The sequence below is a fragment of the Streptomyces sp. NC-S4 genome, assembly GCF_054353315.1.
The window spans coordinates 1280967-1306793 of sequence record NZ_CM135937.1 but is presented as its reverse complement, the minus strand read 5'-3'; the positions used below and the strand labels follow the sequence as shown (position 1 = coordinate 1306793).

Below are 25827 nucleotides of genomic sequence, written 5' to 3'. Positions count from 1 at the left end.
TACGAGGAAATTCGTAGTACGGTGTCTCTCGTACTTAGTTGATCCCCCCGGCACGCCCGGTCGTATCTGGAGAGCCCGATGAGTGCTGTACCCGCCGCCTTCGCCGCCCTGTTCGCGCCCTACACGCTCCGCTCCGTCACCATCCCCAACCGGGTGTGGATGGCCCCGATGTGCCAGTACAGCGCCGAGGCGTTCGGACCGAACGCGGGCGTGGCCACCGACTGGCACTTCGCGCACTACGCCGCACGCGCCACGGGCGGCACCGGGCTGATCGTCCAGGAGGCCACCGCCGTCTCCCCGGAAGGCCGGATCTCGCCCTACGACCTCGGCATCTGGAACGACACCCAGGTCGAGGCGCTGCGCCGGATCACCTCCTTCGTCAAGGCGCAGGGCGCCGTCCCCGGCATCCAGATCGCCCACGCAGGCCGCAAGGCCTCCACCGACCGGACCTGGAAGGGCGGGCGGCCGGTCGGGCCCGAGGCACACGGCTGGCAGCCGCTTGCCCCGAGCCCCGTGCCCTTCTCCGAGGGGTACCCGGTACCCCACGAGCTGACGGTCGAGGAGATCCGGGAGATCACCGGTCAGTTCGCGGCCGCCGCCGAGCGCTCTCTGGCCGCCGGCTACGAGGTCGTCGAGATCCACGGTGCCCACGGCTACCTCATCGGCGAGTTCCTCTCCCCGCACAGCAACCGGCGCACCGACGAGTACGGCGGCTCCTTCGCGAACCGCACCCGCTTCGCCCTCGAAGTGGTGGACGCCGTACGGGCGGTGTGGCCCGAGGAGCTCCCGCTGTTCTTCCGCATCTCCGCCACCGACTGGCTGGAGGAGGACGGCTGGACCGCCGACGAGACGGTCCTGCTGGCGGACCTGCTGCGGGAGCACGGTGTGGACCTGCTCGACGTCTCGACCGGCGGCCTCGCACCGCACGCGCAGATCCCCGTCGGCCCCGGCTACCAGGTCCCGTTCGCGGCCCGGGTCAAGGCCGGGACCACCCTCCCGGTGGCCGCCGTCGGCCTGATCACCGAACCGGAGCAGGCCGAGAAGATCCTCGCCAACGGGGAGGCCGACGCCGTCCTGCTGGGCCGGGAACTGCTCCGCGACCCGTACTGGGCCCGCCGCGCGGCCAAGGAGCTGGGCGGGGAGGTCCGTACGCCCGATCAGTACCACCGCTCCTGGTGACGCGGGTACGGCTCCGGCGCCGCCGGCGGCCCCGGAGCCGTACCACCGGTTTCCACGGCCCCGTCCGTCTTCTTCGACGACTCTCGTACGATGGGGGCGCGCGGCATCCGAAGCGGACCGATCGACCGAGTGGAGCAGGGACATGACGGAACAGGACACCTCCCGCACCCTCGCCCACCCCGAGGCGGGCGAGATCCGTCTGGAAGGCGTGCTGCACGCGCTCTCCGACCCGGTCCGGCTGTCCATCGTCCTGGACCTGGCTGCCTCGGCCGAGGACCTGGCCTGCTCGTCCTTCGACCTGCCGGTCACCAAGTCCACGTCCACCCACCACTTCCGCGTCCTGCGCGAGAGCGGCGTCGTACGCCAGGCCTACCGCGGCACCACCAAGCTCAACGCCCTGCGCCGGGAGGAGCTGGAGGGGCTCTTCCCCGGTCTCCTCGACAGCGTCCTCGCGGCGGCCGCGGCCGAGGCCGCACGGCTCAGCGCCTAGAGGGCGTCATGCCCCATCTGCGGTTCTTCTTCGAAGCCGGCGTCACGCACACCCCGCTGTGGCCGGCCGCCCCGGACCTGGACGGCCCGTACGGCTCCCCCTGCGAGCTGGACCGGCTGCCGATCGGCGCGGGGACCCGGACCGAACTGGCGCGCCTGTGCCAGTGGTACCAGTCGTCGATCGACTGGGACCATCCGCCGGGCCCGTCGCCGTGGCCGCAGGAGGAGTGGCGGCTGTTCCGCCGGCAGGCGGACGCCGCCTTCGCCGCCCTGTGCCGCGAGCTGGGCGACGGCTGGCGGGTCGACATGACCCACAGGATCTGGACCGGCTGAGACGCCCGGCGGTCACACGGGCGTGGGCGTGTTCTCGGCGGTCACCGTCACGCCTTCGGAGATGTTCTCCTCCGTCAGGAGCAGGGGGCCGAACACCGGGTTCACGGGCAGGTCGTAGCCGGGCGGGGCCTGGGTCTCCAGCCAGTAGTAGAGGCCCGTCGGCATGGTGCGCGTGCACGTTCCGTCGTTGGCGGTGGTGCAGGTGTCGCCGATCCGGGTGTCCGGGTCGCTGCCCGTGGTCTGGAGCCCCGGGATGCCGTTGGTCTCCTCCCAGAGCTGGAAGACCGCGCCGGACAGGGGGCCGCCGGTCTGCGCGTCCTCCTTGACCACCGTGACGGCACCGAGGGGCACGCCGGGGCCCCCGCAGCCGGGAGGCCCCGCGTCGCAGCGGGGCGGGGGACACCACCCCTGGTGCCCGCCTTGCGTGGTGTGGTCCGGGCACCGGAAGCCACCCCCGGCAGCCCGGCTCGCGATGCCCGGCTGGGCGTGGACCGCCGCGCCTCCACCGGCAGCCGGGCCCGTCCCGGCCGCCGCCGCGTACGAGGGCGTCGACGCCAGCAGTGCCGCCGTCGCCACCCCGAGGATCCAGGGCCGCCACCCGGCCCATGACCGGCGGAATCCGTTCGGCGCCATGACACTCCATCCGCATGCTGCTCGGGGGCTACGCTCCCGCGACATGATCGGCCTGTACGCGCGGGCAGGCCCGGCGACACTCCTCGCACGAGGGCATTGCGGCCGGATGACCACCCGGAAGCACCTCGGCGAAGGCCGGGCCGCGGCCGACGGCCAACAGCCCGTGCGGCACCAGGTCGAGGGCGCCCCAGGAGCCCCGCCCCGCGGCCGCGGAACATCGGTCGGTGCTCCGCCGGGCAGCGGAGACCCGCGGGCACCGGCCTGGGCCGTCTCTTTCGGATCCTGCCGGGCCCGCGACGCCCGGCACCGCACCCGGCCGCGTTGTCGGCGCGCCCGAGTACGTCCAGTACGCAGGGCGCACCTCCGCCTTGCCGGGTACGGCACCGGACGCCGCGGGCTCGGCCGACAAGACCCGAAAGAGACGACCTAGGCCCGGTCCGGGCCCGCCGCGGCCAGCAGACCGGTCCAGTCGGGGATCTTCACCGAGCGGCGGCCCAGGGAACGGCCCAGATCGGCCTCGGCGGCCTCGATGGCCAGCCAGCCCGGCCACTCCACCGGGCGCAGGCCCGCCGCACGCAGGGCGCCCAGCGGGTCCTCGGGGAGGTCGCGCCGGGCCAGTGCCCCCGCGTCCTGGAGCAGCGAGGACACGGTCTCCTTCGCGCAGGGCCGGTTGGTGCCGATCACCCCGGTCGGACCTCGCTTGATCCAGCCCGCCACGTACTCGCCGACCGAGGCCCGGCCCGCGCGCAGCACCCGGCCCGCCGCGTGCGGGACCGTGCCCTTCGCCGGGTCGAAGGGCAGACCGGGCAGCGGGACGCCCCGGTAGCCCACCGAGCGCAGCACCAACTGCGCCTCGATCTCCTCGTGCACGCCCGTCCCGGTCACCCCGCCCCGGCCGTCCGGGGCGGTGCGCTCGAAGCGCATCCCGGTGACCCGGCCGTCCGGCCCGCCGAGGATCTCCACCGGCCGCAGGTAGAAGCGCAGCGCGATCCGGCGCGGTCCCGAACCCGGGGCCTCCCCGGCCCAGCCGCGCAGCACCTCCAGGTTCCGCCGGGCCACCGCCGGCAGGGCGGCGGCCGCCGCCGGGTCCGAGTACACGGGGTCGAGGGCCAGTTCGGCCGGATCCGCCCAGGCGTCCACACCCGGCAGCGTGCCCAGTTCGCGCAGCTCCTTGGTGGTGAACCTGCCTTGCGAGGGACCGCGCCGGGCCACCATCGCCACCCCGCGCACCCCGCTCTGCGCCAGCGCGCCCAGCGCCGGCTGCGGCATGTCCGTGGGCTCCAGTTCGGCCCGGCCCCGGGCCAGGATCCGCGTCACGTCCACCGCGACGTTGCCGGCCCCCACCACCACCGCCGCATCCACGCCGGGCAGGCCGAAGGTCTCGGCGGCGGCGTCCGGGTGCCCGCTGTACCAGGACACGAAGGCAGTGGCGGAGTGCACCCCGGCCAGCTCCTCGCCGGGGATCCCCAGCATCCGGTCACGGGCGGCGCCCACGCAGTACACCACCGCGTGGTAGAGCTCCAGCAGCCGGTCCGTGGGCAGTGCCTCCCCGCCGACCTCGACGTTGCCGAGGAAGCGGATCCGCTCGTCCTCCAGCACGGTGCGCAGGTTGCCCTGGAGCGACTTGATCTTCTCGTGGTCCGGGGCGACCCCGTACCGGACGAGCCCGTAGGGGGCGGGGAGCCGGTCCAGCACGTCCACCCGCACCCCGGGCACTTCGCGCTGCTGCACCAGCGTCTGGGCCGCGTAGACCCCGCTGGGGCCCGAACCGACGACGGCGACACGAAGCACGGCGGAGCTCCTCCCGCAAGTGTTTCCAGCATGACACCGGCCCTCCGCGCAGTCAGCCCATCCCGCGCATCCGGTGGATCTCGGCGCTCTGCGTGGCCACCACCTCGGTGGCCATCTCCTCCACCGCCACGTTGTACCCGCCCGCCAGCGCCTCGCCGGCCATCTTCACGGCGCCCTCGTGGTGGGCGGTCATCAGCCTCAGGAAGAGCCGGTCGAAGTCGGTCCCCCTGGCCGCGGTCAGTTCGGCCAGCTGCTGCTCGGACGCCATGCCCGGCATCGCGCCGTGATCGTGGCCCGCCGCCGGTGCCCCGGGTGCGGCCGTGGCGGGGTGGCGGGCCAACCACTTCTCCATCGCGCCGATTTCGGGTTTCTGGGCCGCGGTGATCCGCTCCGCCAGCCGTTTGACCCCGTCCGCCGCGGCCCGCTCCGGTGCCAGCGCGCTCATCGTCAGCGCCTGCCGGTGATGTTCGATCATGTGCGAGACGTAGGCGTGGTCGGCGGCGTTCGGGCTGTCGTCGGGTTTCGCCTTCGCGGCCTCCTCGGGGGTGAGGCGGCGGGCTTCCTCGCCCGGCCGGCCGGGGGCGACGATCGTGGCCCGGCCGTCCTCGGCCCGGTCCGATCCGCCGTCCCCCTGGCAGCCGGAGAGCGTCAGCAGGAGGCCGGCGGCGGCCGCCACCACCGCGGCGAACCGGACGGGCGGGGCCGGTAAGGCCCGGCGACGACCCCTGAGGTCTTTTGCCATGTCCATGAAGGGAAGATACTTCCGGGGTCCAGGTTCCGCTCCCCTGCGGGCGGAACCGATCGGGCTCTCAAGGGAGGGCACAGTGACCTCGCTCCACACCAGGCGGTTACGGAACAGGACGGTGGGGGTGGCCGTCGCGGCGGCCGGGCTCCTCGCCACGCTCCTGGCGGCCGGTCCCGCGGCCGCCACCCCCGACCCCGGCGACTTGGTACCCGGCAGCGCGCACCGGCACGGCGCAGGCCTCGCCGAGGGCCGGGAGCTCGCCCCGGGCGACATCCCCGGCCAGGACGAGATCGTGCACAGCGCCAACGTCAAGCCCCTGGCCAACATCCCCAGCACCGACCCCGCGGGGATCAACACCGACCTGGCCTTCCAGGGCAGGTACGCCTACGCGGGCAGCTACAGCGGCTTCACCATCTACGACATCGCGAACCCGAAGGCACCGAAGACCGTCACCCAGGTGCTCTGCCCCGGCGGCCAGAACGACGTCTCCGTCCACGGCGACCTGCTCTTCCTCTCCACCGACTCCTCGCGCAGCGACGACTCCTGCAACAGCGTCCCGCAGCCCGCCACGGAGAAGTCCTCGTGGGAGGGCATCAAGATCTTCGACATCAAGGACAAGAAGAACCCCAGGTACGTCAAGTCCGTCGAGACCGCCTGTGGTTCGCACACCCACACCCTGGTGCCGGGCGACCGCGACATCTACCTCTACGTCGCCTCGTACTCCCCGAACGAGGCCTTCCCCGACTGCAAGCCGCCGCACGACGGCATCTCGGTCGTGAAGGTCCCGAAGAAGGCGCCGACCCGGGCCGCGGTCGTCGCCTTCCCGGTCCTCTTCCCCGACGGCGGCAACCCGGGCGCTCCCACCAACCCGGGCGTCTCCAAGACCACCGGCTGCCACGACATCACCGTGCTGCCGTCGAAGGACCTGGCCGCCGGGGCCTGCATGGGCGACGGCATCCTCTTCGACATCAGCAAGCCCGAGCAGCCGCGGGTCATCGACCGGGTCCAGGACAACGTGAACTTCGCGTTCTGGCACTCGGCCACCTTCAACGAACGGGCGAACAAGGTGGTGTTCACCGACGAACTCGGCGGCGGTGGCGGCGCCACCTGCAACGAGGCCACCGGCCCGAACCGGGGCGCCGACGGGATCTACGACATCACCGGACGCGGGGACCAGCGCAAGCTCGCCTTCCGCGGCTACTTCAAGATCCCGCGCCACCAGGCCGACACCGAGAACTGCGTGGCCCACAACGGTTCGCTGGTCCCGGTCGGCGGCGGCCGGGACATCATGGTGCAGGCCTGGTACCAGGGCGGCGTCTCCGTATGGGAGTTCACCGACTCCGCCCGGCCCCGGGAGATCGCCTACTTCGAGCGCGGACCGCTGACGACGGACGCGCTCGGACTCGGCGGCTCCTGGTCGGCGTACTACTACAACGGGCACATCTACTCGAACGACATCGTCAAGGGCCTCGACGTGCTGCGGCTCGACGACCGGCGCACCGAGAGCGCCGAGTGGGTCCGGATGGACCGGCTCAACGTCCAGACCCAGCCCGCGTACCACTGACCTCAGGGGTGCGAAGGGTGTGACGGGTAGGAGGGAAGCGTTCCGCCGGGCGGCCCGCCGTCCGGCGGGACGCCGAGCTCCCAGTCCAGCCCGTAGCGCTGGAACAGCTCGGCCCGCAGCCGCTGTGCCGGCATCGGGGCGCCGGGCAGCAGGACCGCCACGACCGCGCCCATCAGCAGGGCCCGCAGCAGCGGGTAGTCCGCGTCCGGGTCCGCCGACCCGTACCGCACGACGGTGTCCCGCAGCAGCTCCGCGAGCCGTTGCTGCTCGGGGCACTGCACGAAGCCCTCGGCCGTGAGGATGCCCGCCATGTGCGTACGCATCAGCAGGGGTTCGTCCCGGGCGAGCCCCAGGACCGCGTCGACGGCGCGCGCGAGCCGCTCGCGCCCGCACTCGCTGCGGGGCTCCCGCTCCAGGGCGGCGTACAGGGTGAGGTGCATCAGCCGGTGCACCGCGGACTGCAGCAACTGCCTCTTGCCCGGGAAGTAGTACGAGACCAGGCCGCGCGCCGCGCCCGCCCGGTCGGCGATGTCGCCGAGCGTCGTGGCCTCGAAGCCGCGTTCGGCCACGAGTTCGACCGTGGATTGCAGCAGCCGCTCCCGGGAACGTCTGCGCAATTCTTCATTGACCGATGCGCTGCGCGGGGACATGCTTACTCCTGCGTTGACTGGCTCCTGGCCAATATACTCAGCGCACGGGGTCGCCTGCTCTGGGTGACACGGGGGATCATCCAGGGCAGGCACGCCGTACCCTCACCGCTCCACCGGGTCGCCGCCGCGTTCGCGGACGGGCACGGACGTCGCCAGAGCCACCAGGGCCACGCCCAGGAGCCAGCCCGCCAGCACGTCCGACGGCCAGTGCACCCCGAGGTACACGCGGGTGAAGCCGACCCCGAGCACCGAGACGACGGCCACCGCCCAGGCTGCCACCACCAGCGCGACCGGCACCCGGCCGGGACGGGGGAGCAGCCACAGGAGCAGTCCGCACACCACCGTCGCCGTCATGGCGTGGCCGGACGGATAGGCCGCGTACTGGGCCGAGTCCACCGGATCCGGCCACACCGGACGCTCCCGCCCCACCAGTGCCTTCAGCCCCTGCTGCAGCGCCGAGGCCGCCAGTGTCACCAGGGCCACGCGCAGCGCCCGCCCCCGGTCGCCCCGCCACCACAGCAGCACGCAGGCGACCGCGGCCAGCGCCCGCATGGTCCAGGGGTCCCACACCCAGTCGCTGAGCAGCCGCATCAGGTCCGTGATCCCGGGGTGGGCGACGGCGTGGGCGTGCAGATCCTGCGCGACCCGCTCGTCGTGGGCGAGCAGCGGCTTCCACTGCGCGACCACCAGCGCCGTCAGGACCGCTCCGAGCAGGGCGCAGCCGATGCCCGTCCACCGCAAGTGATCGTTCCGCATGACGCGATCCTCGCACCGCCGCCCGCGATGCGGCGCGGGGCAGCGCCGTGCGTGCGGCTCACGCCAGGGCGCTCAGCCCCGGTACGAAGGCCACCAGCAGCGGGATCGCCGGGACCAGCGTGGCCAGCGCCGTCAGCCGCAGCCGGCGGCCGGGGGAGAGCCGGGGCGCCGCCGACAGCAGCCTGCGCACCCGCTGCGGAACGTGCGCGTGCTCGGGCGAGGATGCCGCGAACACCCCCCGGTCCTCGTTGAGTCCGACGAGCGCCAGCGCGATCGTCAGCCGTCCGTACCGTCGGGAGGCCACGTCGTCGGCCGCCATCTCCACCAGCCGGTGCATCTCCGCCTCGAACGCCGCGAAGACCGGAACCTGCGGGAAGCCCCGGGCCAGCGCCCGCGAGCAGTGCAGCAGCCAGTCGTGCCGGGCCGCCGCGTGTCCCTGCTCGTGCGCCAGCACCGCGTCCAGCTGGCTGCCCTTCAGCCGGCCCAGCGCCGCCGTCGTGATCACCAGCTGCGGGGCCGCTCCGGGGAGCCACCAGGCGTCCGGCCGGGGACCCTCCAGGACGACGAGCCGCGCGCCCGCCGGATCCTCCCCGGGCAGCAGCGGGGCCCGTACCAGCAGTTCGCTGCCCTGCGCCCGCCGCCGGGCCCGCGCCCGCAGCACCTCGCCGGTCAGCATCGCCCCGGTCCACAGCCCGCCGCCCGCCAGCGCGAGCGCGGTGCCGGCGGCCCAGGGCCCGCCGGCCGCACCCAGGGCGTACGCGTCGGCCACCCCGTGCGGGGCGGAGGCGAACAGCCGGCCCCGGACCGCCTGCCAGGCGGCCGCCGAGCTCAGCAGCATCGACAGCCCGAAGCACAGGAGCACGGCACCGACCACGCACTGCCACACCCACAGGGCGACGACCGGCTCACGCTCGGGCCATCGGGCCCGGGCCAGCAGACGGGGGGCGAGCACCGCGGTCAGGGCGCCGAGCAACAGGAGAACGGCGGGGACCATCATGGCCGCCAGCCTATGAGCGAGGGACTACCCGCGGGTACGTCCGCGGGCCATTGGTGACGCAGGACACGTCCGCCGGTGCCGTCACATCGTGAGCAGCATGGCCAACATCCCCATTCCCATGGCGAGTCGGCAGGCGCGGACGAGTACGGCGGGTCCGCCCCGCCCGGCGGCCGGCCGCCGGGACGGGGCATCGCCCGCGGTGACCAGCCGGGTTCCGCCGAGGACCACGTATCCGGCGTAGTAGAGGAGCAGCGCTCCCGTCAGCAGGGGCGGCCCGGCCGCCTGGGGGTGCTGCGGCCCGTGCTCCGGCCCGGTCCAGGCCATCGAGGTCATGTAGACCATCGTCAGCGAGCCCACCAGGTGGTGGGCGTGGTGCGGTCCGTCCCGCAGCAGCCACAGGGAGTGCAGCGCCGCCCCGAGGAAGACCACCCCCAGCACGGGCGCCCGCCACTCGTCGCCGCGCCCGCCGAGGGGCACGGCCATCAGGGCCATCCCGAATCCCATCACCGCCTCCCCGGCGCCGCCGCCCGCCCCCCGCGCCCGCCGCAGGCAGTACGCGCCGCTCACCGCACACAGCAGCACCAGCAGCCAGGAGGAGACGGAGGAGGCGAGGGAAGTGGCGGAACCGTGCACGGCGGAACCTCCCGGTTCGTCGGCGTCACGGGGAGAGATGCCCCTCTCACAGCACCCTCACGCGGCTCCGGGATACGCTCTCCCTGCCTTCCAGGCATGTCATATGCCGCCGTACCGAACGGAGCACGCGATGTCGACCGCCCAGCACGCCGCCCTGAGTTTCCGAAGCGCCGTCGAGGCGGACGTGCCGGAACTGGTGGAACTCGTCGAGTCCGCCTACCGCGGTGACGCGAGCCGGGCCGGCTGGACCACCGAGGCCGACTACCTGGACGGCCAGCGCACCGACCCGGACGGGGTCCGCGCCGTCATCGCCGCACCGGACGGGGTCCTGCTCGTCGTCGAGCGCGCGGGCCAGCTCGTCGCCTGCTGCCAGCTCGAACACCGTGACGACCACGTCTACTTCGGGATGTTCGCCGTCCGCCCCGGCCTCCAGGGCGCGGGCCTCGGCAAGGAGATCCTGGCCGAGGCCGAGCGCCGCGCCCGCGAGACGTGGGGAGCCAAGGAGATGCGGATGACCGTGGTGCACGTACGGGAGGAGCTCATCGCCTACTACGTGCGCCGCGGCTACCGGCGCACCGGCGAGATGAGCCCCTTCCCCTACGGTGACGAGCGCTTCGGCGTCCCGCTCCGCGACGACCTCGCCTTCGAGCTGCTGGTCAAGTCGCTCTGAGCGCGGGCCGCCGCACGGCGGACTCCGGTCCCGCCGCCGTCAGGCGGTGAAGCGGCCGGTGCTGCGGATCTCGGGGAAGTCCGTGGACGCGCCGTCCAGTCCGAGCGCCCGCGCGAGCCGCAACAGGCCCAGGGTGTCGACCGCCCGGCCCGTCACGCGCAGGCCCGCCGCGTGCGCCGACTCCACCGTGTCCAGGCTGAGCCGGTGGATGTACACGGCGATCGTCGCGGCGCCCACGGCCAGCGCCCGGTCCACGACGGACGCGGCTCCGCTGCCGGGGGAGGCCGCGTACAGGACGGTCCGTACGCCCGGCACCAGCCGGGCCGTCTCGGCGAGCACCGCCTCCCGGTCGGAGGCCACCTCCACCCGGGAGGTCAGGTCCCGGCGCAGGACCAGCTCGGCGAGGACCGGGGCCGTGGCCAGGTCGGCCACGAAGACCTGGAGGGGCACCCGGACCGCGTCCAGGACCTCCTCCAGGACCGGCACGTGCTCGCCCTGTCCGGCGTCCAGCCCGCGCAGTTCGGCCAGGGTCAGATCGGCGACGGCCCCCGAGCCGTCGGTGGTCCGGTCCACCTCGGGGTCGTGCACGGCGACGAGGGCTCCGTCCTTGCTCAGGCGCAGGTCCAGAGCGATGGCGTCCATGCCGCAGCGTTCCGCCCGCAGGAACGACCGCAGGGTGTTCTCCGGTTCGACACCCATGACCCCGCGGTGACCGATGGTGAGGAAAGTCAAGGTTCTCTCGCTTCCGTCGACGGCGGCTCCCCGCGCGGCTTCGGTGTCCCGACCGGCCGCGCGCGATGAGGTCGCATGCTAGTGCGCCGCGGGTGCGAAGGGACCGGGCGTGCAGGGCCCCGCAGGAGCGCCCCGGCCGCTTCCCGCCAGGGCTGTGCGCCCTGCCGGGACCGGAGCCGCCCTTGTCGCGTCACCCGGGCGTGGGCGCGTCCCCGCCGGCTTGACGGACCGGGTCCGCCGGGGCCCCGGCAAGCCCGTCCAGGTCGGTGAGCAGGGCCTCGGCGAGCTCCAGTTCGGCCAGGTGCTGCCGCTCGCTCCAGCGCAGCGCGAGGGCCGGGAAGGTCCATTCCGGTACGCCGCTCGCGTGCTCCATGGCCTCCCGTACGGCGGCCAGTTCGCCCCGGGTGCGCTCCAGGTGCTCCCCGACCATCGCGCGCAGCCGCTCCGGTTCGGCCAGGTGGCCGAGCCAGATCCGCAGCAGCAGGCCGTGCTTGAGCACGGGGGGTCCGGCCTCGCCGGTGTCGGCGGCCCAGCCGGCCAGCGCGGCCCGCCCCGCGTCGGTGATGGCGTAGCGCCGCTTGGCCCGCGTCTCCTCGGGCCCGGAGCGCACGGAGGCCGCGTAGCCCAGTTCCTCCAGACGGCGCAGCTCCGCGTAGATCTGGCTGATCGCCGGCGACCAGTAGAAGAAGCGCAGGGAGGAGTCCGCCCACTTCTTCAGTTCGTAGCCGGTGCGCTCGCCGGGGAAGGAGAGCAGGCCCAGAACGGCCCACGCGGTCGGCGGCAGCTCTTGCTTCTTCGACTCCTGACTACTAGTCATATTTCGAATCGAAGTGATACCGGGTACGCGATCCAACCCTGGAGGCACCGTGAAATTCTCCGTCATCTTCGAGGCCCAGCTCGCCGACCCGACGGTGGAGCGGGAGCACCAGGTCATCCGCGACTGCGTCGAGCAGGCCGTGCTGGCCGAACGTATGGGATTCGACCGGATCTGGGCGGTCGAGCACCACTCGCTCAAGTGGTACGCGCACATGAGCGCCCCGGAGGTCTTCCTGACCTGGGTCGCCGCCAAGACCAGCACCATACGCATCGGCCACGGCGTCGTGTGCATGCCCTTCAACTTCAACCATCCGGTGCGGGTCGCGGAACGGGCCGCCATGCTCGACCTGCTCTCGGGAGGGCGCCTCGACCTCGGGGCCGGGCGCGGCGGCACCGAGCAGGAGACCTCCCTGTGCGCAGTGGACCGGGACCGCACCGCCGCCGAGGTCGAGGAGGCCCTGCGGATCATCGGCAGCGCCTGGCAGGAGGAGGAGCTGGAGTACCACGGGGAGCTGATCGACATAGACCCGCACCCGATCCTGCCGAGGCCGCGGCAGACCCCGCATCCGCCGCTGTTCCTGGCCTGCAGCCGGGACGAGACCCTGGTCCGGGCGGCCGAGCTGGGGATCGGGGCACTGGTGATGGGCTTCGCCGGCCCCGAGTCCGTCGCGCGGCTGCGCTCCGTCTACGACGCGGCGATCGCCGGACGGGACGGCGGCCTCTTCGTGTCCACCGTGGTCAACGACCACTTCTGCGTGCTGTGCCCGACGATCGTGCTCGACGACCGGGAGGAGGCGCGCCGGATCGGCACCCGCGGGCAGCGGTTCTTCGCCCAGTCCATCGGCCACTGGTACGGCGGGGCCGGGGTCCCGGACGAGGCCGTGGTGGCCGGTGCCGACGAGGCCGCGGAGCTGCGCCGGGCCGCCGAGCAGGTGGTGGCCCGGCTGCACGGGCTGGACATCCCGGTGCGACCGACCGCGACGGCCACCTTCAACGCCGACCACGCCTACGGGACCGCCGACGACGCCATCGCGTACGTGGAGCGGCTGAGGGAGGCGGGCGCCGACGAGGTCATGTGCCTGATCCAGATGGGCACGGTGGGGCAGGAGGCCTGCCTGGAGACCCTGAGGCAATGGGGCGAAAAGGTCATTCCACACTTCCGGGGCGTGTGATGTGCGCCTCTGCCGCCCGCCGCGCCCCACCCGTTCCGGCGCGGTCGAGGGGCGGCTTCAGGCCGAGGAATCCTTGGCGCAATTGGGCGGAGTGGTCGGTTCCGCAGCAACGGACGGGAAGACTTCCGGTGAAATGGGGGGTGACGCAGGATAATTTCCCGAGTTCCCTCTTGAGGGGAAGAGCCTCACACGCATACTCTGCCCATACGTGAGGTTCTCCTGTGGAGGAAGTGACATGACGGAAACTCTTGTGCCCGGTACCGGCGGCGCCGTGATAACCGCCGGAGCGCGGGTGGTCGACCACCCCGCGTGGCCCGAGCTCAAGGCCGCCGTGGAGGAGATCCGGCCCTGGCAGGCCAAGGACGGCTCCATCGACTTCGAGGTCGAGGGCGCCCACGGCCGTGCCACCGTCCTGGCCGCCGTCGACCGCGTGATCGCCGCGGTCGAGACCCTTTCGCCGCTGCTCCCGCACGGAGCCGCGTACCACCGGGCCCTCGTCGCCGACCTGCGCAAGTGGGCCGCGGACGACTTCAAGGTGCCGGACTTCCTCGACTCCCTGCTGGCCTTCCACCCGGCCGCCGAGCGCGCCGACGGGCTCCAGCACCTCGTCGTCTTCCCCATGTACACCCAGAACGGCAACCTGGACCGCAACCTGGAAGCCGTCGTGCTCAAGATGGTGTGGCCCGAGTGGCTCGCCGAGCTGGAGCGCACCCGGTACGACAACCCGCTCTTCCTCGGCATCACCTTCGAGGACTTCACCCCGGGCTACGACACCCACTCCGCGGTGCTCTTCCCGGAGACCATCGCCGTGCGCGAGGCCCCCGAGCGCTTCACCTGGGGCGGCATCTTCTGCGACCGCGAGGCCGCCCGCTACCGCAAGGTGACCAAGGCCGCCGTCGACATCCTGGGCATCGACCTGCCCGAGGACATCGCCCGCATGGTCGATGACCAGGAGCGCTGCGAGAAGGCCTTCGTCCTGTGGGACATGGTCCACGACCGCACCCACAGCCACGGCGACCTGCCGTTCGACCCCTTCATGATCAAGCAGCGCCAGCCGTTCTGGATGTACGGCCTGGAGGAGCTGCGCTGCGACCTCACCGCCTTCAAGGAGGCCGTGAAGCTGGAGTCCGAGGGCAACGAGCACGGCCGTGACGTGCAGTACGCCGTCCTCTTCGACCGGATGTTCCGCTTCCCGGTCTCCGGCGACCGCAACCGCAACTACGACGGCCTCGGCGGCCAGCTGCTCTTCGCCTACCTCCACAAGCACGACGTCGTGCGCTGGACGGACAACAAGCTGAAGATCGACTGGATGCGTGCCCCGCAGGTCACCAACCAGCTGTGCGCCGAGATCGAGGACCTGTACCGGGCCGGCATCGACCGCCCGAAGCTCGTGCACTGGTTCAAGGCGTACGAGCTGGTCTCCACCTACCTCGCCCCGCACCCGGGATCCAAGTGGGCCAAGGGCCCCGACGCCCTGGACATGACGCAGCCGCCGCGCAAGCTCGTCGACGACGTGCTTCCGGACGAGTTTCCGCTCAGCATGTTCTTTGAGGCGCTCGCCAAGAAGCTCAAGGGCACCATCGCAGCGACCAAGGGCATCACCGCCCAGAACGCGGAGCAGGCCGAGCGAGTCGCCGCGTGAGCACTCGCCCACAGGAGGCTGCAGAGATGAACGGCTCCGGGAACGGCAACGGAAAGCTGCACGGAGCGGTGGTGGCGGTGGCCGGGGCCGGCGGGCCCGCCGGCCGCGCCACCCTGCTCCGCCTCGCCGAGGCGGGTGCGGTGGTCATCGCGTCCGACGCCGATCCGGCGCGGCTCGCGGAGGCCGTGGACGCGGCGCGCTACGCCCACGGTGGCGCCACCATCACCGGTGACACCGTGGACCTGCTCGACCTGGACGCCACCAAGGCCTGGGCCGAGCAGACCGAGAAGGAGTTCGGCCGCGTCGACGGCCTGGTACACCTCGTCGGCGGCTGGCGCGGCAGCAAGACCTTCACCGATACGGACCTCGCGGACTGGACCTTCCTCGAGAAGCTCCTCATCCGCACGGTCCAGCACACCTCGCTGGCCTTCCACGACGGGCTGCTGCGCAGCGACCGCGGGCGCTACGTGCTCATCAGCCAGTCCGGGGCGCACAAGCCGGTCGCCAACAACGCCGCGTACAACGCGGGCAAGGCGGCGGCCGAGGCCTGGACCCTGGCCATGGCGGACTCCTTCCGCAAGGCGGGGGGTGACGAGGGCCCCGGCGCGGCAGCTGCGATCCTTGTCATCAAGGCACTGGTGCACGAGGCGATGCGCGCCGAGCGTCCCAATGCGAAGTTCGCGGGCTTCACCGACGTGACGGAACTGGCCGAGGCCATCGCCGGCGTCTGGGAGCGGCCCGCCATCGATGTGAACGGACAGCGTCTGTGGCTCACTCCGCAACCGTGAGGACCGAGGCAGGCAGGACCGACGCCCGGCGGCACCACGACCCGGCGGTGCGCGGGTTCGCGAGCGACAACTACGCGGGAGTGCATCCGGAGGTCCTGGCCGCCGTCGCGCTCGCCAACGGCGGCCACCAGGTCGCGTACGGCGAGGACGACTACACCGAGCACCTGCAGAAGGTCATCCGCAGCCACTTCGGGCCGTACGCGGAAGCCTTCCCGGTCTTCAACGGCACCGGCGCGAACGTCACCGCCCTCCAGGCGATGACGGACCGCTGGGGCGCCGTGATCTGCGCCAAGAGCGCCCACATCAACGTGGACGAGGGCGGCGCGCCGGAGCGGATGGCGGGCCTGAAGCTGCTCGCCGTACCGACACCGGACGGCAAGCTCACCCCCGAGCTGATCGACCAGGAGGCCTGGGGCTTCGAGGACGAGCACCGGGCGATGCCGCAGGTCGTGTCGATCACCCAGAACACCGAGCTGGGCACGGTCTACACCCCGGACGAGATCCGGGCGATCTGCGAGCACGCCCACGGGCTCGGCATGAAGGTCCACCTCGACGGTGCCCGGATAGCCAACGCCGCTGCCTCCCTCGACGTGCCGATGCGCGCCTTCACGAACGCGGTCGGCGTGGACGTGCTGTCGTACGGCGGCACCAAGAACGGCATGATGTTCGGCGAGGCCGTGGTGGTGCTCAACCCGGACGCGGTCCGGCAGATGAAGCACATCCGCAAGATGTCGATGCAGCTCGCGTCCAAGATGCGCTTCGTGTCGGTGCAGCTGGAGGCCCTGCTCGCCAAGGACCTGTGGCTGCGCAACGCCCGCCAGGCCAACGCGATGGCGCAGCGGCTCGCCGCCGGCGTGCGTGAGACGGACGGTGTGGAGATCCTCTACCCGGTGCAGGCGAACGCGGTGTTCGCGCGGCTGCCCCACGAGGTCTCGCGGCGGCTGCAGAAGCGTTTCCGCTTCTACTTCTGGGACGAGGCCGCGGGTGACGTCCGCTGGATGTGCGGTTTCGACACCCAGGAAGAGGACGTGGACGGCTTCCTCCAGGCGCTGAAGGAAGAGCTGGCACGCTAGTCGGCACCAGCACCCTGCGAAGATTTGCATAGCTATACCCTCGACCGTAAATCCATGGATTCGCGGTCGGGGGTATAGCTATGCTCCGGCCATGCAGCTCATCCAGCAGAGCCCGGACATTCATGCCTACTTGGCGTCCGGCGAGGCGATCGACCACTGGAATCCGGTCGTACAGGAAACGGCCGACACCCTCTGGAGCGCCAACGAAGACGCATATTCATACGCCAAGGCCGCCTTCGAGTTCGTCCGCGACACCATCCCGCACTCGGGCGATTCCGGCGACCCGCGCGTCGCCTGGCGCGCCTCCGAGGTCCTCGCCACGCGCAATGGCATCTGCTACGCCAAGTCCCACGCCCTCGTCGCCCTGCTGCGCGCCCAGGGCATCCCGGGGGCCCTGTGCTACCAGCGCCTCGTCGACGACCACGGCGCGAACCCCGTCGTGCACGGCCTGGTCGCCCTGCGGCTGCCCGGCAGTGCGCGCTGGTCCCGCCTCGACCCGCGCGGCAACAAGCCCGGCGTGGACGCCCGGTTCGACCTCGACCGGGAGCGACTGGCCTTCCCCGTGCGCCCGGAGCTCGGCGAGATCGACTACCCCGAGCTCTACGCCGCCCCGCACCCGGTCACGCTCAGGGCCCTTCGGGAGTCCTCGGACCGGCCGCAGTTGTGGCGGAACCTGCCGAGCGCTCTGTAGCCCCGGTACGGGCGGGCCGGCGGGGCCGCCCTGGCTCCCGCACCACCGTCAGGGCGTGCAGCAGCGCCGACGCGAGCAGCAGTCCGGCGATCCCGGTCAGCAGCGCCGCCGCGGGCGCGTCGGCCACGATCCCCACCAGGGCCGCCCCGGTCGACGCCGCCGTCATCTTCAGCCCCGCGCCCAGGGTGAACACCTGGGTGCGCACCCCGTCCGGCGCGTACTGGGCGCGGATCCGCAGCGTGGCCGTGAGCAGCGGCCCGTCGCACACCCCGGCGAGCGCGAACAGCGCTGCCGTCACGGCCACCGACGGGGCGAACGCTGCCCCCATGAGCGCCGCCCCGGTGCCGGCCAGCGCCCACCGCACCTGCCGGCCGGGCTCCACGGACGTCATCCGGCCCAAGGTGAGCGAGCCCCCCAGCGCTCCCACCGCGAAGGCGGTCATCAGGACGCCCCCGCCGCCCGGGCTGCCGAGCTCCGTGGCCAGCAGCACCGAGACGGTGGTGAGCGAGCCGATGCCCACGAAGCCCAGGGTCGTGGCCGAGGTGACCGCCCGCAGCTCACGGACCCGCCACAGGGCCGCGAGCCCCGCGCCCAGCCCGGCCCGGGGCGAGTCGGGGGCCGGGCCCGCGCCCCGGTCCTCGTACGGGAGGGTGGCCGCAAGCGCTGCCGCCGCGGCTCCGGACGCGGCCAGGACGGCCATGGCGGGCCCGGCCGAGCCCAGGGCCGCGACCAGGCCGACCGCCGCCGGCGCGGTGACGGCCGCCGCGTTGTAGGTCGCGGCGTCCCAGCCGTACGCCCGGTCCCGCCCGGGCCCCGCCGGAACCAGGCCGGTGATCAGGCTGGACAGTCCGCCCGTGACCATCGGCCCGCAGGAGCCGCCGAGCACCGCCACGGCCAGCACCAGCGGGGCGGGGGCCCGGCCGAGCAGGACGGTCAGCGCCGCGACGGCCGTCGCGAACCCGGCCAGGGCGCCGGCGTGGAACAGGCGCGGCCGGCGGGTCCGGGCCGCGGCGGCCCCCGCGAGCGGGGCCGCCAGGACGTGCGGGGCCAGCCAGGCCGTCAGGACGAACGCCCCGTGTCCCGCGCTCCCGGTGCGCTCCAGGGCCAGTAACACCACGGCCATGCCCATGCCCTCCGAGGCGATGCGCGCGGCCAGTGCCGCCGCCAGGTACCGCCCGAACCCTCCCATGGGACCCCTCCCCGGTATGCTGTAACGCGATAGACGTACAAGACGTTACGTCATGTACGTGCCCGGCGAAAGGATGTGCGGATGAGCGACTCGAGGAGGGGCGGCTTCTCGTCGGCCCGGAGGCTGATCGACCTCGCCGAAGCGGTCCGGGCGGACCCCGAACTGCCGCGCGCCGCGCTCGCGGAGCTGCTGGCCGGGCACGGGGAGCGCCCCGCCGACCTCACGCCGGAGGCGTTCCCCGACGCGAGCGCGGCCGAACTGCGCGCCGCGGCCCGGCGGATGGGGGAGGTGCTCGGGGAGGGCGACGAGGACCGCGCCGCCGAGGCCCTCAACGCACTGTTCGCGGAGTACGGCACCCGCCCCCGCCTGACCCGGCACGACGGCCACCCCTGGCACCTGCACGTCGACCGGGGCGAGGAGGCCGGCTGGGGCGACTGGTTCCTCGCCTCGGGCGCCCTCGCGCTCGCCCAGCTGCTCACGGAGTACGGGCGGATCGCCTGGGGCGCCTGCGCCGCGGCGGGCTGCGGGCGGTTCTTCCTCGCCACCGGCCCGGGGAGCGCGCGCCGCTACTGCTCCGGCGCCTGCGCCACGCGGGAGCGGGTCGCGGCCCACCGCCGCCGGAAGCGCGAGGGGGAGGGCTGAGGCCCCCGCGCAGCCGCGGCCGTCGGCCGGAACGGGGCCCACCCGATATCTCCCGTCAAGCCACGAGATCCAGTGGCATGACGGGAGATGTCGGGTGCCGCCTACTGGAGGGAACCATCCCGGCTTCCTGCACGAGGAGAACGGCCATGACCCACCACATCCGACCCCGACCCCGACCCCGGCGCCTCGCCCTGCTCGTCGCCTCGACCGCGATCGCCGCGGGAGGCGTGCTCGTCCCCACGACCGCCTTCGCCGCCACCCCGACGGCGCCGCGCACCGTCGTGGCGGACGGCACCGACGACGGGGTGCACGTCCCGGACGGGAAGCCGCAGTGGCAGTGCTTCGCCGCCCCCTGCGAACCGCCGGGCGGCACCGGCCCGGAAACGGAGCCCTACGACGAGTGGGGCCCCTACGGCCCGTGGGGCCACGACGAATGGGGCGGGTACCGTCCCGGCAGGCACGGCGACGACGGGGTGCGGATCCCGGACGGGAAGCCGCAGTGGCAGTGCTTCGCCGCCCCCTGCGAACCCCCGGGCGCCGCCCCCGTCTAGGCCGTCTCTTTCGGATCTTGCCGGGCCCGCGACGCCCGACGGCGCTGCCGGGCACGGCACCGGACGCCGCGGGCCCGGCCGGCAGGATCTGGGAGGGGCGGCCCGGGAACCTGCCCGCCCCGTGCGCGGAGGGGATCAGCCGGCGTCGCGGACCTCGGCCGCCGTCGGCGCGGTTCCGCCCAGGTGGGCCGGGAGCCACCACGAGTCGTCGGCACCCCTCGGCTTCTCCGGATAGGCGCGCTGCGCGGCGTCCAGCAGCTCCTGCACGCGCTCGCGCAGCCGGCGGGTGATGGCGCCGGCGTACTGGTCGGCCGGGGCCTCCACGGGCTCGCCCACGCGCATCGTCACCGGGATGTGGCTGCGCTTGAGGTTCTTCGGCCGGCCCTTGGTCCACAGCCGCTGGGTGCCCCACAGCGCCACCGGGATCAGCGGGACCCCGGCCTCCTGGGCCATGCGCGCGGCGCCCGACTTGAAGCTCTTGAGCGTGAAGGACTGGGAGATCGTCGCCTCGGGGAAGACGCCGATGATCTCGCCGGCCCGCAGCGACTCCAGGGCGTGCTGGTAGGCGGCCTCGCCCTGCTTGCGGTCGACGGGGATGTGCTTCATCGCGCGCATCAGCGGACCGGACACCTTGTGCCGGAACACCGACTCCTTGGCCATGAAGCGGACCAGGCGCTTCTGCGGCCGCGCCGTCAGGCCGGCGAAGATGAAGTCGAGGTATCCGATGTGGTTCGACACCAGGACCGCACCGCCCTTGCGGGGGATGTTCTCGGTGCCCTTCATGTCGATGCGGATGTCCAGCGCGCGGAAGAGTCCGTGCGCGGCGCCGATCACGGGAGGGTAGACGAGCTCAGCCATGGTGGGGAGACACCGCTTTCTGCCTGGGGAGGTTCTCCCGGCCGGAAGTTACGGAAGCGTAGGTACGCGACCATGGGGATCGTGCCCCATACGCGGCCCGCTGGCCAGTCCAGAAGCCCCTGCCAGGGGAGATTCTCATCACGCCGGGAATGTCGAGGGCCCGTGGGGCGCTCCGATCCACGGACGAGCGTACGAGGATGATGTACGCGGACGAAATACGGCGAGGGGAGCGCGGGTGCTCGGGCAGGAAGACGGGCGGACCCGGCTGGGCGCGGCCGAACTGGGCGCCGAACCGGGGGAGCGGGCCAGCCTGGTGCAGTTCTCCAGCGCCTTCTGCCAGCCCTGCCGGGCCACGCGGCGGATCCTCGCCGAGGTCGCGGCGATGGTGGACGGGGTGGCGCACATCGAGATCGACGCGGAGGAGCGGCTCGGACTCGTACGGGCCCTCGGGATCGAGAAGACCCCGACCGTGCTGGTCCTGGACCGGACGGGCCGGATCGTGCGGCGGGCGGCCGGAATGCCGCGCAAGGTGGACGTGATCGCCGCCCTCGGGGCCGCCGTATGACGCGCGGCCCGGTCACCGCGCGGCCCGACGCGGCGGGGCCGGGGGCGCCGGTGCGCGCGCCCGCACACAGCGTGACGCGCCTGACATCTGCCCGATCCCGCTTGACTGGGTCCACGGGAGATCGCCACGCTGGCGGCATGCGGTATGAACTCCTGCTCTACGGACGGGTCCATGTGGACCTCGTCCGCCACGCGAGCGCGCGCTGTCGGGGCCACTGAACAGCCCGGCCCCCGATCCCCGACAGCGCCCGCGTGTCCCGCGGCAGAAGGCAGAACCCTGATGACTGCTCCGACAGTCCCGACGGTCCCGACGGCTCCGTCCCCCCGCTCCCCGCTCTCCCCCCGTACCGGCGCCGGTACGGCCATCGACCCGGCCACCGGCACGGCCCGCACCGGCTCGCCCGACCTGCTGCGTTCGGTCTTCCGGCAGCACGCCGCGGGCGTCGCGGTGATCACCGCCCAGGACGGCGGCCGCCCGGTGGGGTTCACCGCCACCTCGCTCAACTCCGTCTCCGCGGATCCGCCGCTGCTGTCCTTCACGATCTCCACCGGGGCCTCCAGCTGGCCCGCGGTGCGCGACAGCGAGTACCTCGGCGTCCACATACTCGGCGAACACCAGCGGGAGCTGGCGGGCCTGTTCGCCCGCAGCGGAGCCGACCGCTTCGGCCCGCCGACCGGCTGGGCCACCGGCCCGCACGGGGTACCGGTGCTGGACGGCGTCCTGGCGTGGCTGGTCTGCCGGGTGGTCGCACGTGTGCCCGCGGGCGAACATCGTGTGATCATCGCTGAGGCGGTCGTCGGGGACCCGGCCGGGGAAGGCCGCCCCCTGCTGTACCACCAGGGGCGCTTCAACGCGTTGCGCGACTGAATCGTCCCTGCTCGGCAGGGTCGGGCGGCGTTGGGCAGATCACAGCTCACCAGCCTTGCGACTTGGCGGGACCCACGATGTACTGACGAGTAACATTCCCTTCGGAGCGCGGGCCGCCCCGACCGGGATCCGCCCGACAAGGCGCCTATGCTGCCTGCATAAGGCGGTACCAGAAAAGACGATGCGGTAGGAGAGCCGGCGTGAGCCTGAGGATCGTTGTCTGTGTGAAGTACGTGCCCGACGCCACGGGCGACCGGCAGTTCACCGAGGACTTGACCGTCAACCGTGACGACGTCGACGGCCTGCTGTCGGAGCTCGACGAGTACGCCGTCGAGCAGGCGCTGCAGATCGCCGACGAGGCCGACGATGCCGAGATCACCGTTCTGACGGTGGGCCCCGAGGACGCCAAGGACGCGCTGCGCAAGGCGCTCTCGATGGGCGCCGACAAGGCCATCCACGTCGAGGACGACGACCTGCACGGCAGCGACGTCATGGGCACCTCGCTGGTGCTCGCCAAGGCGATCGAGAAGGCCGGCTACGACCTGGTCATCACCGGCATGGCGTCGACCGACGGCACCATGGGCGTGCTGCCGGCGATCCTGGCCGAGCGCCTGGGCGTCCCGCAGGTCACCCTGCTCTCCGAGGTCAAGGTCGAGGACGGCACCGTGACCGGCCGCCGTGACGGCGACACCGCGAGCGAGCAGCTGGAGGCCTCCCTCCCCGCGCTCGTCTCGGTGACGGACCAGTCGGGCGAGGCCCGCTACCCGTCCTTCAAGGGCATCATGGCCGCCAAGAAGAAGCCGGTCGAGTCCTGGGACCTGTCCGACCTGGACCTGGAGTCCGACGAGGTCGGCCTCGAGGGCTCCTGGACCGCGGTCGACTCCGCGGCGCAGCGCCCGGCCCGCACCGCCGGCACGATCGTCAAGGACGAGGGCGAGGGCGGCAAGCAGCTGGCCGAGTTCCTGGCCGGCCAGAAGTTCATCTAAGAACCTCGGCCACCCCTCTTAGCCCCCAGACACTTCGCAATCGCAGGAGAGCAGTCCCATGGCTGAAGTTCTCGTCTACGTCGACCACGTGGACGGCGCCGTCCGCAAGCCCACCCTCGAGCTGCTGACGCTGGCCCGCCGCATCGGCGAGCCCGTCGCCGTCGCCCTGGGCGCCGGTGCCGACGCCACCGCCGCGGTGCTCGCCGAGCACGGCGCGGTCAAGGTCCTCACCGCCGACGCCCCCGAGTTCACCGAGTACCTCGTGGTGCCGAAGGTGGACGCGCTCCAGGCCGCGTACGAGCTCGTGTCCCCGGCCGCCGTGCTCGTCCCGTCCTCCGCCGAGGGCAAGGAGATCGCCGCGCGCCTGGCCGTCCGCATCGGCTCGGGCATCATCACCGACGCCATCGACCTGGAGGCGGGTGACGAGGGCCCGGTCGCGACGCAGTCCGCCTTCGCCGCGTCGTTCACCACCAAGTCCCGCGTCTCCAAGGGCACTCCGGTCATCACCGTGAAGCCGAACTCGGCCCCGGTCGAGGCCGCCCCGGCCGCCGGCGCCGTCGAGGCGCTCGCCGTCACCTTCGGCGCCCTGGCCACCGGCACCAAGGTCACCGCTCGCACCCCGCGCGAGTCGACCGGCCGCCCCGAGCTGACCGAGGCCGCGATCGTCGTCTCCGGCGGCCGTGGCGTCAACGGTGCCGAGAACTTCCACATCATCGAGGACCTCGCGGACTCCCTCGGTGCGGCCGTCGGCGCCTCGCGTGCCGCCGTGGACGCCGGCTGGTACCCGCACTCCAACCAGGTCGGCCAGACCGGCAAGTCGGTCTCCCCGCAGCTGTACATCGCCTCCGGTATCTCGGGCGCGATCCAGCACCGGGCCGGCATGCAGACCTCGAAGACCATCGTGGCCATCAACAAGGACGCCGAGGCCCCGATCTTCGACCTCGTCGACTACGGCGTCGTCGGCGACCTCTTCGCCGTCGTCCCGCAGCTGACCGACGAGATCAAGGCGCGCAAGGGCTAGTAGCCCCGCCCCCGGGACGAGGACGCGACGCGTCTCGGTTGCACGAACGAGCGAGGGCCTTCCGGGGCCGGTGCTGACGGTGACGTCCGCACCGGACCGGGAGGCCCTCGTCGGTTTCGGCCCCGCCTTTCCCCTGGGCGGGGGATCGCTCGTCCAACCCCTCTCGTGCGGTCGTGGGAGGGGCGTAGGCTGCGATCGGCCCGGGGAGGGCTCGGGAACGGGGAGGGAGTTCTTCCTATGCGGGGCGCGTTACTGGAGGGGCGGTACCGGCTGGAGCGCAGGCTCGGGGCCGGTGGGATGGGCGAGGTGTGGCAGGCTCGGGACCTGCGGCTCGACCGGGAGGTCGCGGTCAAGGTGATCTCCCGCGGAGTGGCCGGTGACCACCTCCTGGAGGAGCGGTTCCGCAAGGAGGCCCGTACGGCCGCGAGCCTGGCCCACCCCCGGATCGTGACCGTCCACGACCACGGCGAGGTCGAGGTCGACGGCACCCCGGTGCTCTTCCTCGTGATGGAGCTGGTGCGGGGGCGTCCCCTGACCGCCGTACTGGGTGAGCACCGCTCGGGTGTCGACCCCGCCGCCGTGGTCCGGTGGGCCGTCCAGATCTGCGAGGGCCTGGCCGCGGCACACCGGGCCGGTGTGGTCCACCGGGACATCAAGCCGGCCAACATCATGGTCCACGGGCCCGCCGAGGCCGACGTCACCATCTGCGACTTCGGTATCGCCCGCCTGGCGGAGGAGACCGGGACCGGCCTGACGGCCACCGGCGCGGCCATCGGCACGCCGGCCTACATGTCCCCGGAACAGGCACGCGGTGACCGTCGCATCGACGGCCGCAGCGACCTGTACTCCCTCGGCTGCATGCTGTACGAACTGCTGGCCGGCCGCCCGCCGTTCACCGGCTCCGGGCTGTCGGTGCTCTCGCAGCACCTCACCGGTGAGCCCGCCCCGATCAGGGACTTCAGGCCCGCGGTGCCCGAGGAACTCGAACGGCTGGTGCTGGAGCTGCTGGCCAAGGAGCCCGCGGCGCGACCGGCCGACGCGCAGCAGGTGATCGACCGGCTGCGCAAGGGGGCGGCGGGCGCCCGCTCGCGGTCCCGCTCCCGGACGGTGACCGATCCGGGGCGCCGGCGCGACACCGAGACCGCCCTCGGAACCGATGCGCCGCCGGCCCCCGCCGCGCCCGGCGGGACCCGCCACCCGATTCCGGCCTCGTCGGTCCCCGGCACCCGGCCGCGGCTCCTGTGGGGCTCCGTGCTCGCCGCCGCCGGCGTGTACACCCAGCTCGTCCTCCTCGGCGAATGGGGCTCGCTGACCCTCGGGGCGCTCGGTGCCGCGCTGCTCGCCTGCCTGCTGGCGTTCCTCGTCTCCAGGAGTTCCGCGGACGTGACCGAGGAGGAGAGCCGGGGGGTCGCGGCGGCGCTGACGGCCGGTGCCCTCATCGGTGTGCTGCTGCTGTTCTGGCCGCCGGCCCCCTGGTGGGTGGGGGTGCTGGTCCTGCTCCTGTCGGGGTTCGTGCTGCTGTTCCTGTCCCATTTCGTCCGAGGGCTGGTGGGCGCGCTGACCCGGCGGGACCCCTGGGTGGCCTGGCTCGGTACGGAGTCCGGTCTGTTCAACGCCGTGGTGTTCGCCGGGATCCTGGCGGCCGATGGCCGAGCCGTCTACGCGGCGGTGGGCTGGGGGCTGGCGGTGTGGCCGGCCGCGGCCCTCGTCACGGCCCTGTTCGTTCCCCGCCTGGGGGAGGCGAGGGCCCCGGCCTGATCCGACTCCGCAGCAGCTGACCTGCGCACTCTCCGG

28 protein-coding genes are annotated in these 25827 nt (G+C 72.9%); 17 read left to right on the top strand and 11 right to left on the bottom strand.

Translation table 11 applies throughout. From position 1 onward, the window contains the following. Positions 1–78: 78 nt before the first annotated feature. The 3 genes from ACXNSR_RS05480 (at position 79) to ACXNSR_RS05470 (ending at position 2001) form a co-directional block, all read left to right on the top strand. Positions 79–1179: an NADH:flavin oxidoreductase/NADH oxidase gene (locus ACXNSR_RS05480; protein ID WP_458641012.1), complete on the top strand. Its 1101-nt coding sequence runs from the start codon at positions 79–81 to the stop codon at positions 1177–1179. 142 nt (positions 1180–1321) lie between these two features. After that, positions 1322–1669, top strand: a complete 348-nt coding sequence (locus ACXNSR_RS05475; RefSeq protein WP_458641011.1) for an ArsR/SmtB family transcription factor — start codon at positions 1322–1324, stop codon at positions 1667–1669. Positions 1670–1677: 8 nt separating this feature from the next. Next, complete coding sequence (locus ACXNSR_RS05470; RefSeq protein ID WP_458641010.1) at positions 1678–2001, top strand: hypothetical protein; 324 nt, start codon at positions 1678–1680, stop codon at positions 1999–2001. A 12-nt stretch (positions 2002–2013) separates the two neighbouring features. On the opposite strand, the gene ACXNSR_RS05465 is transcribed toward ACXNSR_RS05470, so the two are convergent. From ACXNSR_RS05465 to ACXNSR_RS05455, 3 genes are all read right to left on the bottom strand, one after another. Then, complete coding sequence (locus ACXNSR_RS05465) at positions 2014–2634, bottom strand: prealbumin-like fold domain-containing protein (RefSeq protein WP_458641009.1); 621 nt, start codon at positions 2632–2634, stop codon at positions 2014–2016. A gap of 426 nt (positions 2635–3060) precedes the next feature. After that, positions 3061–4425 carry an FAD-dependent oxidoreductase gene (locus ACXNSR_RS05460; protein ID WP_458641008.1) on the bottom strand — a complete coding sequence of 455 codons (1365 nt, stop codon included), beginning with the start codon at positions 4423–4425 and terminating at the stop codon, positions 3061–3063. A 52-nt stretch (positions 4426–4477) separates the two neighbouring features. Then, a complete protein-coding gene (locus tag ACXNSR_RS05455; RefSeq protein ID WP_458641007.1) occupies positions 4478–5173 on the bottom strand; it encodes a DUF305 domain-containing protein in 696 nt (231 codons plus the stop codon). Between the two features lie 76 nt (positions 5174–5249). On the opposite strand from ACXNSR_RS05455, the gene ACXNSR_RS05450 reads away from it, so the two are divergent. Next, positions 5250–6734, top strand: a complete 1485-nt coding sequence (locus ACXNSR_RS05450; RefSeq protein WP_458641006.1) for an LVIVD repeat-containing protein — start codon at positions 5250–5252, stop codon at positions 6732–6734. 2 nt (positions 6735–6736) lie between these two features. On the opposite strand, the gene ACXNSR_RS05445 is transcribed toward ACXNSR_RS05450, so the two are convergent. From ACXNSR_RS05445 to ACXNSR_RS05430, 4 genes are all read right to left on the bottom strand, one after another. Beyond that, positions 6737–7384 carry a TetR/AcrR family transcriptional regulator gene (locus tag ACXNSR_RS05445; RefSeq protein WP_458641005.1) on the bottom strand — a complete coding sequence of 216 codons (648 nt, stop codon included), beginning with the start codon at positions 7382–7384 and terminating at the stop codon, positions 6737–6739. 102 nt (positions 7385–7486) lie between these two features. Next, positions 7487–8140, bottom strand: coding sequence for a phosphatase PAP2 family protein (locus tag ACXNSR_RS05440; protein WP_458641004.1), 654 nt, complete (start codon positions 8138–8140; stop codon positions 7487–7489). A gap of 58 nt (positions 8141–8198) precedes the next feature. Then, positions 8199–9137: a M56 family metallopeptidase gene (locus tag ACXNSR_RS05435; RefSeq protein WP_458641003.1), complete on the bottom strand. Its 939-nt coding sequence runs from the start codon at positions 9135–9137 to the stop codon at positions 8199–8201. An 81-nt stretch (positions 9138–9218) separates the two neighbouring features. Beyond that, complete coding sequence (locus tag ACXNSR_RS05430) at positions 9219–9770, bottom strand: DUF5134 domain-containing protein (RefSeq protein WP_458641002.1); 552 nt, start codon at positions 9768–9770, stop codon at positions 9219–9221. A gap of 130 nt (positions 9771–9900) precedes the next feature. On the opposite strand from ACXNSR_RS05430, the gene ACXNSR_RS05425 reads away from it, so the two are divergent. After that, positions 9901–10440, top strand: a complete 540-nt coding sequence (locus ACXNSR_RS05425; protein WP_458641001.1) for a GNAT family N-acetyltransferase — start codon at positions 9901–9903, stop codon at positions 10438–10440. Positions 10441–10479: 39 nt separating this feature from the next. Here the strand turns inward: ACXNSR_RS05425 and ACXNSR_RS05420 are convergent, their stop codons facing one another. Then, positions 10480–11172, bottom strand: a complete 693-nt coding sequence (locus tag ACXNSR_RS05420; RefSeq protein WP_458641000.1) for a glycerophosphodiester phosphodiesterase — start codon at positions 11170–11172, stop codon at positions 10480–10482. A gap of 190 nt (positions 11173–11362) precedes the next feature. Beyond that, entirely contained in the window at positions 11363–11989 is a 627-nt protein-coding gene (locus ACXNSR_RS05415) for a PadR family transcriptional regulator (RefSeq protein ID WP_458640999.1), read from the bottom strand. A gap of 49 nt (positions 11990–12038) precedes the next feature. On the opposite strand from ACXNSR_RS05415, the gene ACXNSR_RS05410 reads away from it, so the two are divergent. From ACXNSR_RS05410 to ACXNSR_RS05390, 5 genes are all read left to right on the top strand, one after another. Continuing rightward, positions 12039–13160: an LLM class flavin-dependent oxidoreductase gene (locus ACXNSR_RS05410; RefSeq protein WP_458640998.1), complete on the top strand. Its 1122-nt coding sequence runs from the start codon at positions 12039–12041 to the stop codon at positions 13158–13160. Positions 13161–13395: 235 nt separating this feature from the next. After that, positions 13396–14802 carry a DUF6421 family protein gene (locus ACXNSR_RS05405; protein ID WP_458640997.1) on the top strand — a complete coding sequence of 469 codons (1407 nt, stop codon included), beginning with the start codon at positions 13396–13398 and terminating at the stop codon, positions 14800–14802. 26 nt (positions 14803–14828) lie between these two features. Beyond that, positions 14829–15590 (top strand): SDR family NAD(P)-dependent oxidoreductase, encoded by a 762-nt coding sequence (locus ACXNSR_RS05400; RefSeq protein WP_458640996.1) that lies wholly within the window; start codon positions 14829–14831, stop codon positions 15588–15590. After that, positions 15569–16663: a threonine aldolase family protein gene (locus tag ACXNSR_RS05395; protein WP_458640995.1), complete on the top strand. Its 1095-nt coding sequence runs from the start codon at positions 15569–15571 to the stop codon at positions 16661–16663. The genes ACXNSR_RS05400 and ACXNSR_RS05395 overlap by 22 nt, the downstream gene beginning before the upstream one ends. Before the next feature lie 91 nt (positions 16664–16754). After that, complete coding sequence (locus ACXNSR_RS05390) at positions 16755–17354, top strand: transglutaminase-like domain-containing protein (RefSeq protein ID WP_458640994.1); 600 nt, start codon at positions 16755–16757, stop codon at positions 17352–17354. Here the strand turns inward: ACXNSR_RS05390 and ACXNSR_RS05385 are convergent. Continuing rightward, positions 17290–18543, bottom strand: a complete 1254-nt coding sequence (locus ACXNSR_RS05385) for an MFS transporter (RefSeq protein WP_458640993.1) — start codon at positions 18541–18543, stop codon at positions 17290–17292. The two genes, ACXNSR_RS05390 and ACXNSR_RS05385, sit on opposite strands and share 65 nt — an antisense overlap. Before the next feature lie 81 nt (positions 18544–18624). Between ACXNSR_RS05385 and ACXNSR_RS05380 the strand changes: the two genes are divergently transcribed. Both ACXNSR_RS05380 and ACXNSR_RS05375 read left to right on the top strand, forming a co-directional pair. Beyond that, complete coding sequence (locus ACXNSR_RS05380; protein WP_458640992.1) at positions 18625–19185, top strand: CGNR zinc finger domain-containing protein; 561 nt, start codon at positions 18625–18627, stop codon at positions 19183–19185. 146 nt (positions 19186–19331) lie between these two features. Further along, positions 19332–19736: a hypothetical protein gene (locus ACXNSR_RS05375; RefSeq protein WP_458640991.1), complete on the top strand. Its 405-nt coding sequence runs from the start codon at positions 19332–19334 to the stop codon at positions 19734–19736. A 135-nt stretch (positions 19737–19871) separates the two neighbouring features. Here ACXNSR_RS05375 and ACXNSR_RS05370 read toward each other — a convergent pair whose 3' ends face one another. Beyond that, the gene (locus ACXNSR_RS05370; protein WP_458640990.1) at positions 19872–20594 is read right to left on the bottom strand and encodes a lysophospholipid acyltransferase family protein; all 723 of its coding nucleotides are present in this window, start codon (positions 20592–20594) and stop codon (positions 19872–19874) included. Between the two features lie 235 nt (positions 20595–20829). On the opposite strand from ACXNSR_RS05370, the gene ACXNSR_RS05365 reads away from it, so the two are divergent. The 5 genes from ACXNSR_RS05365 to ACXNSR_RS05345 all read left to right on the top strand — a co-directional run bounded on the left by ACXNSR_RS05365 (position 20830) and on the right by ACXNSR_RS05345 (position 25791). After that, complete coding sequence (locus ACXNSR_RS05365; protein ID WP_458640989.1) at positions 20830–21159, top strand: TlpA family protein disulfide reductase; 330 nt, start codon at positions 20830–20832, stop codon at positions 21157–21159. Positions 21160–21438: 279 nt separating this feature from the next. Continuing rightward, a complete protein-coding gene (locus ACXNSR_RS05360) occupies positions 21439–22026 on the top strand; it encodes a flavin reductase family protein (protein ID WP_458640988.1) in 588 nt (195 codons plus the stop codon). Between the two features lie 200 nt (positions 22027–22226). Further along, positions 22227–23012: an electron transfer flavoprotein subunit beta/FixA family protein gene (locus ACXNSR_RS05355; RefSeq protein ID WP_030012969.1), complete on the top strand. Its 786-nt coding sequence runs from the start codon at positions 22227–22229 to the stop codon at positions 23010–23012. Positions 23013–23070: 58 nt separating this feature from the next. Continuing rightward, positions 23071–24033: an electron transfer flavoprotein subunit alpha/FixB family protein gene (locus ACXNSR_RS05350; RefSeq protein ID WP_458640987.1), complete on the top strand. Its 963-nt coding sequence runs from the start codon at positions 23071–23073 to the stop codon at positions 24031–24033. 237 nt (positions 24034–24270) lie between these two features. Then, positions 24271–25791 (top strand): serine/threonine-protein kinase, encoded by a 1521-nt coding sequence (locus ACXNSR_RS05345; protein ID WP_458640986.1) that lies wholly within the window; start codon positions 24271–24273, stop codon positions 25789–25791. Positions 25792–25827: the final 36 nt, after the last annotated feature.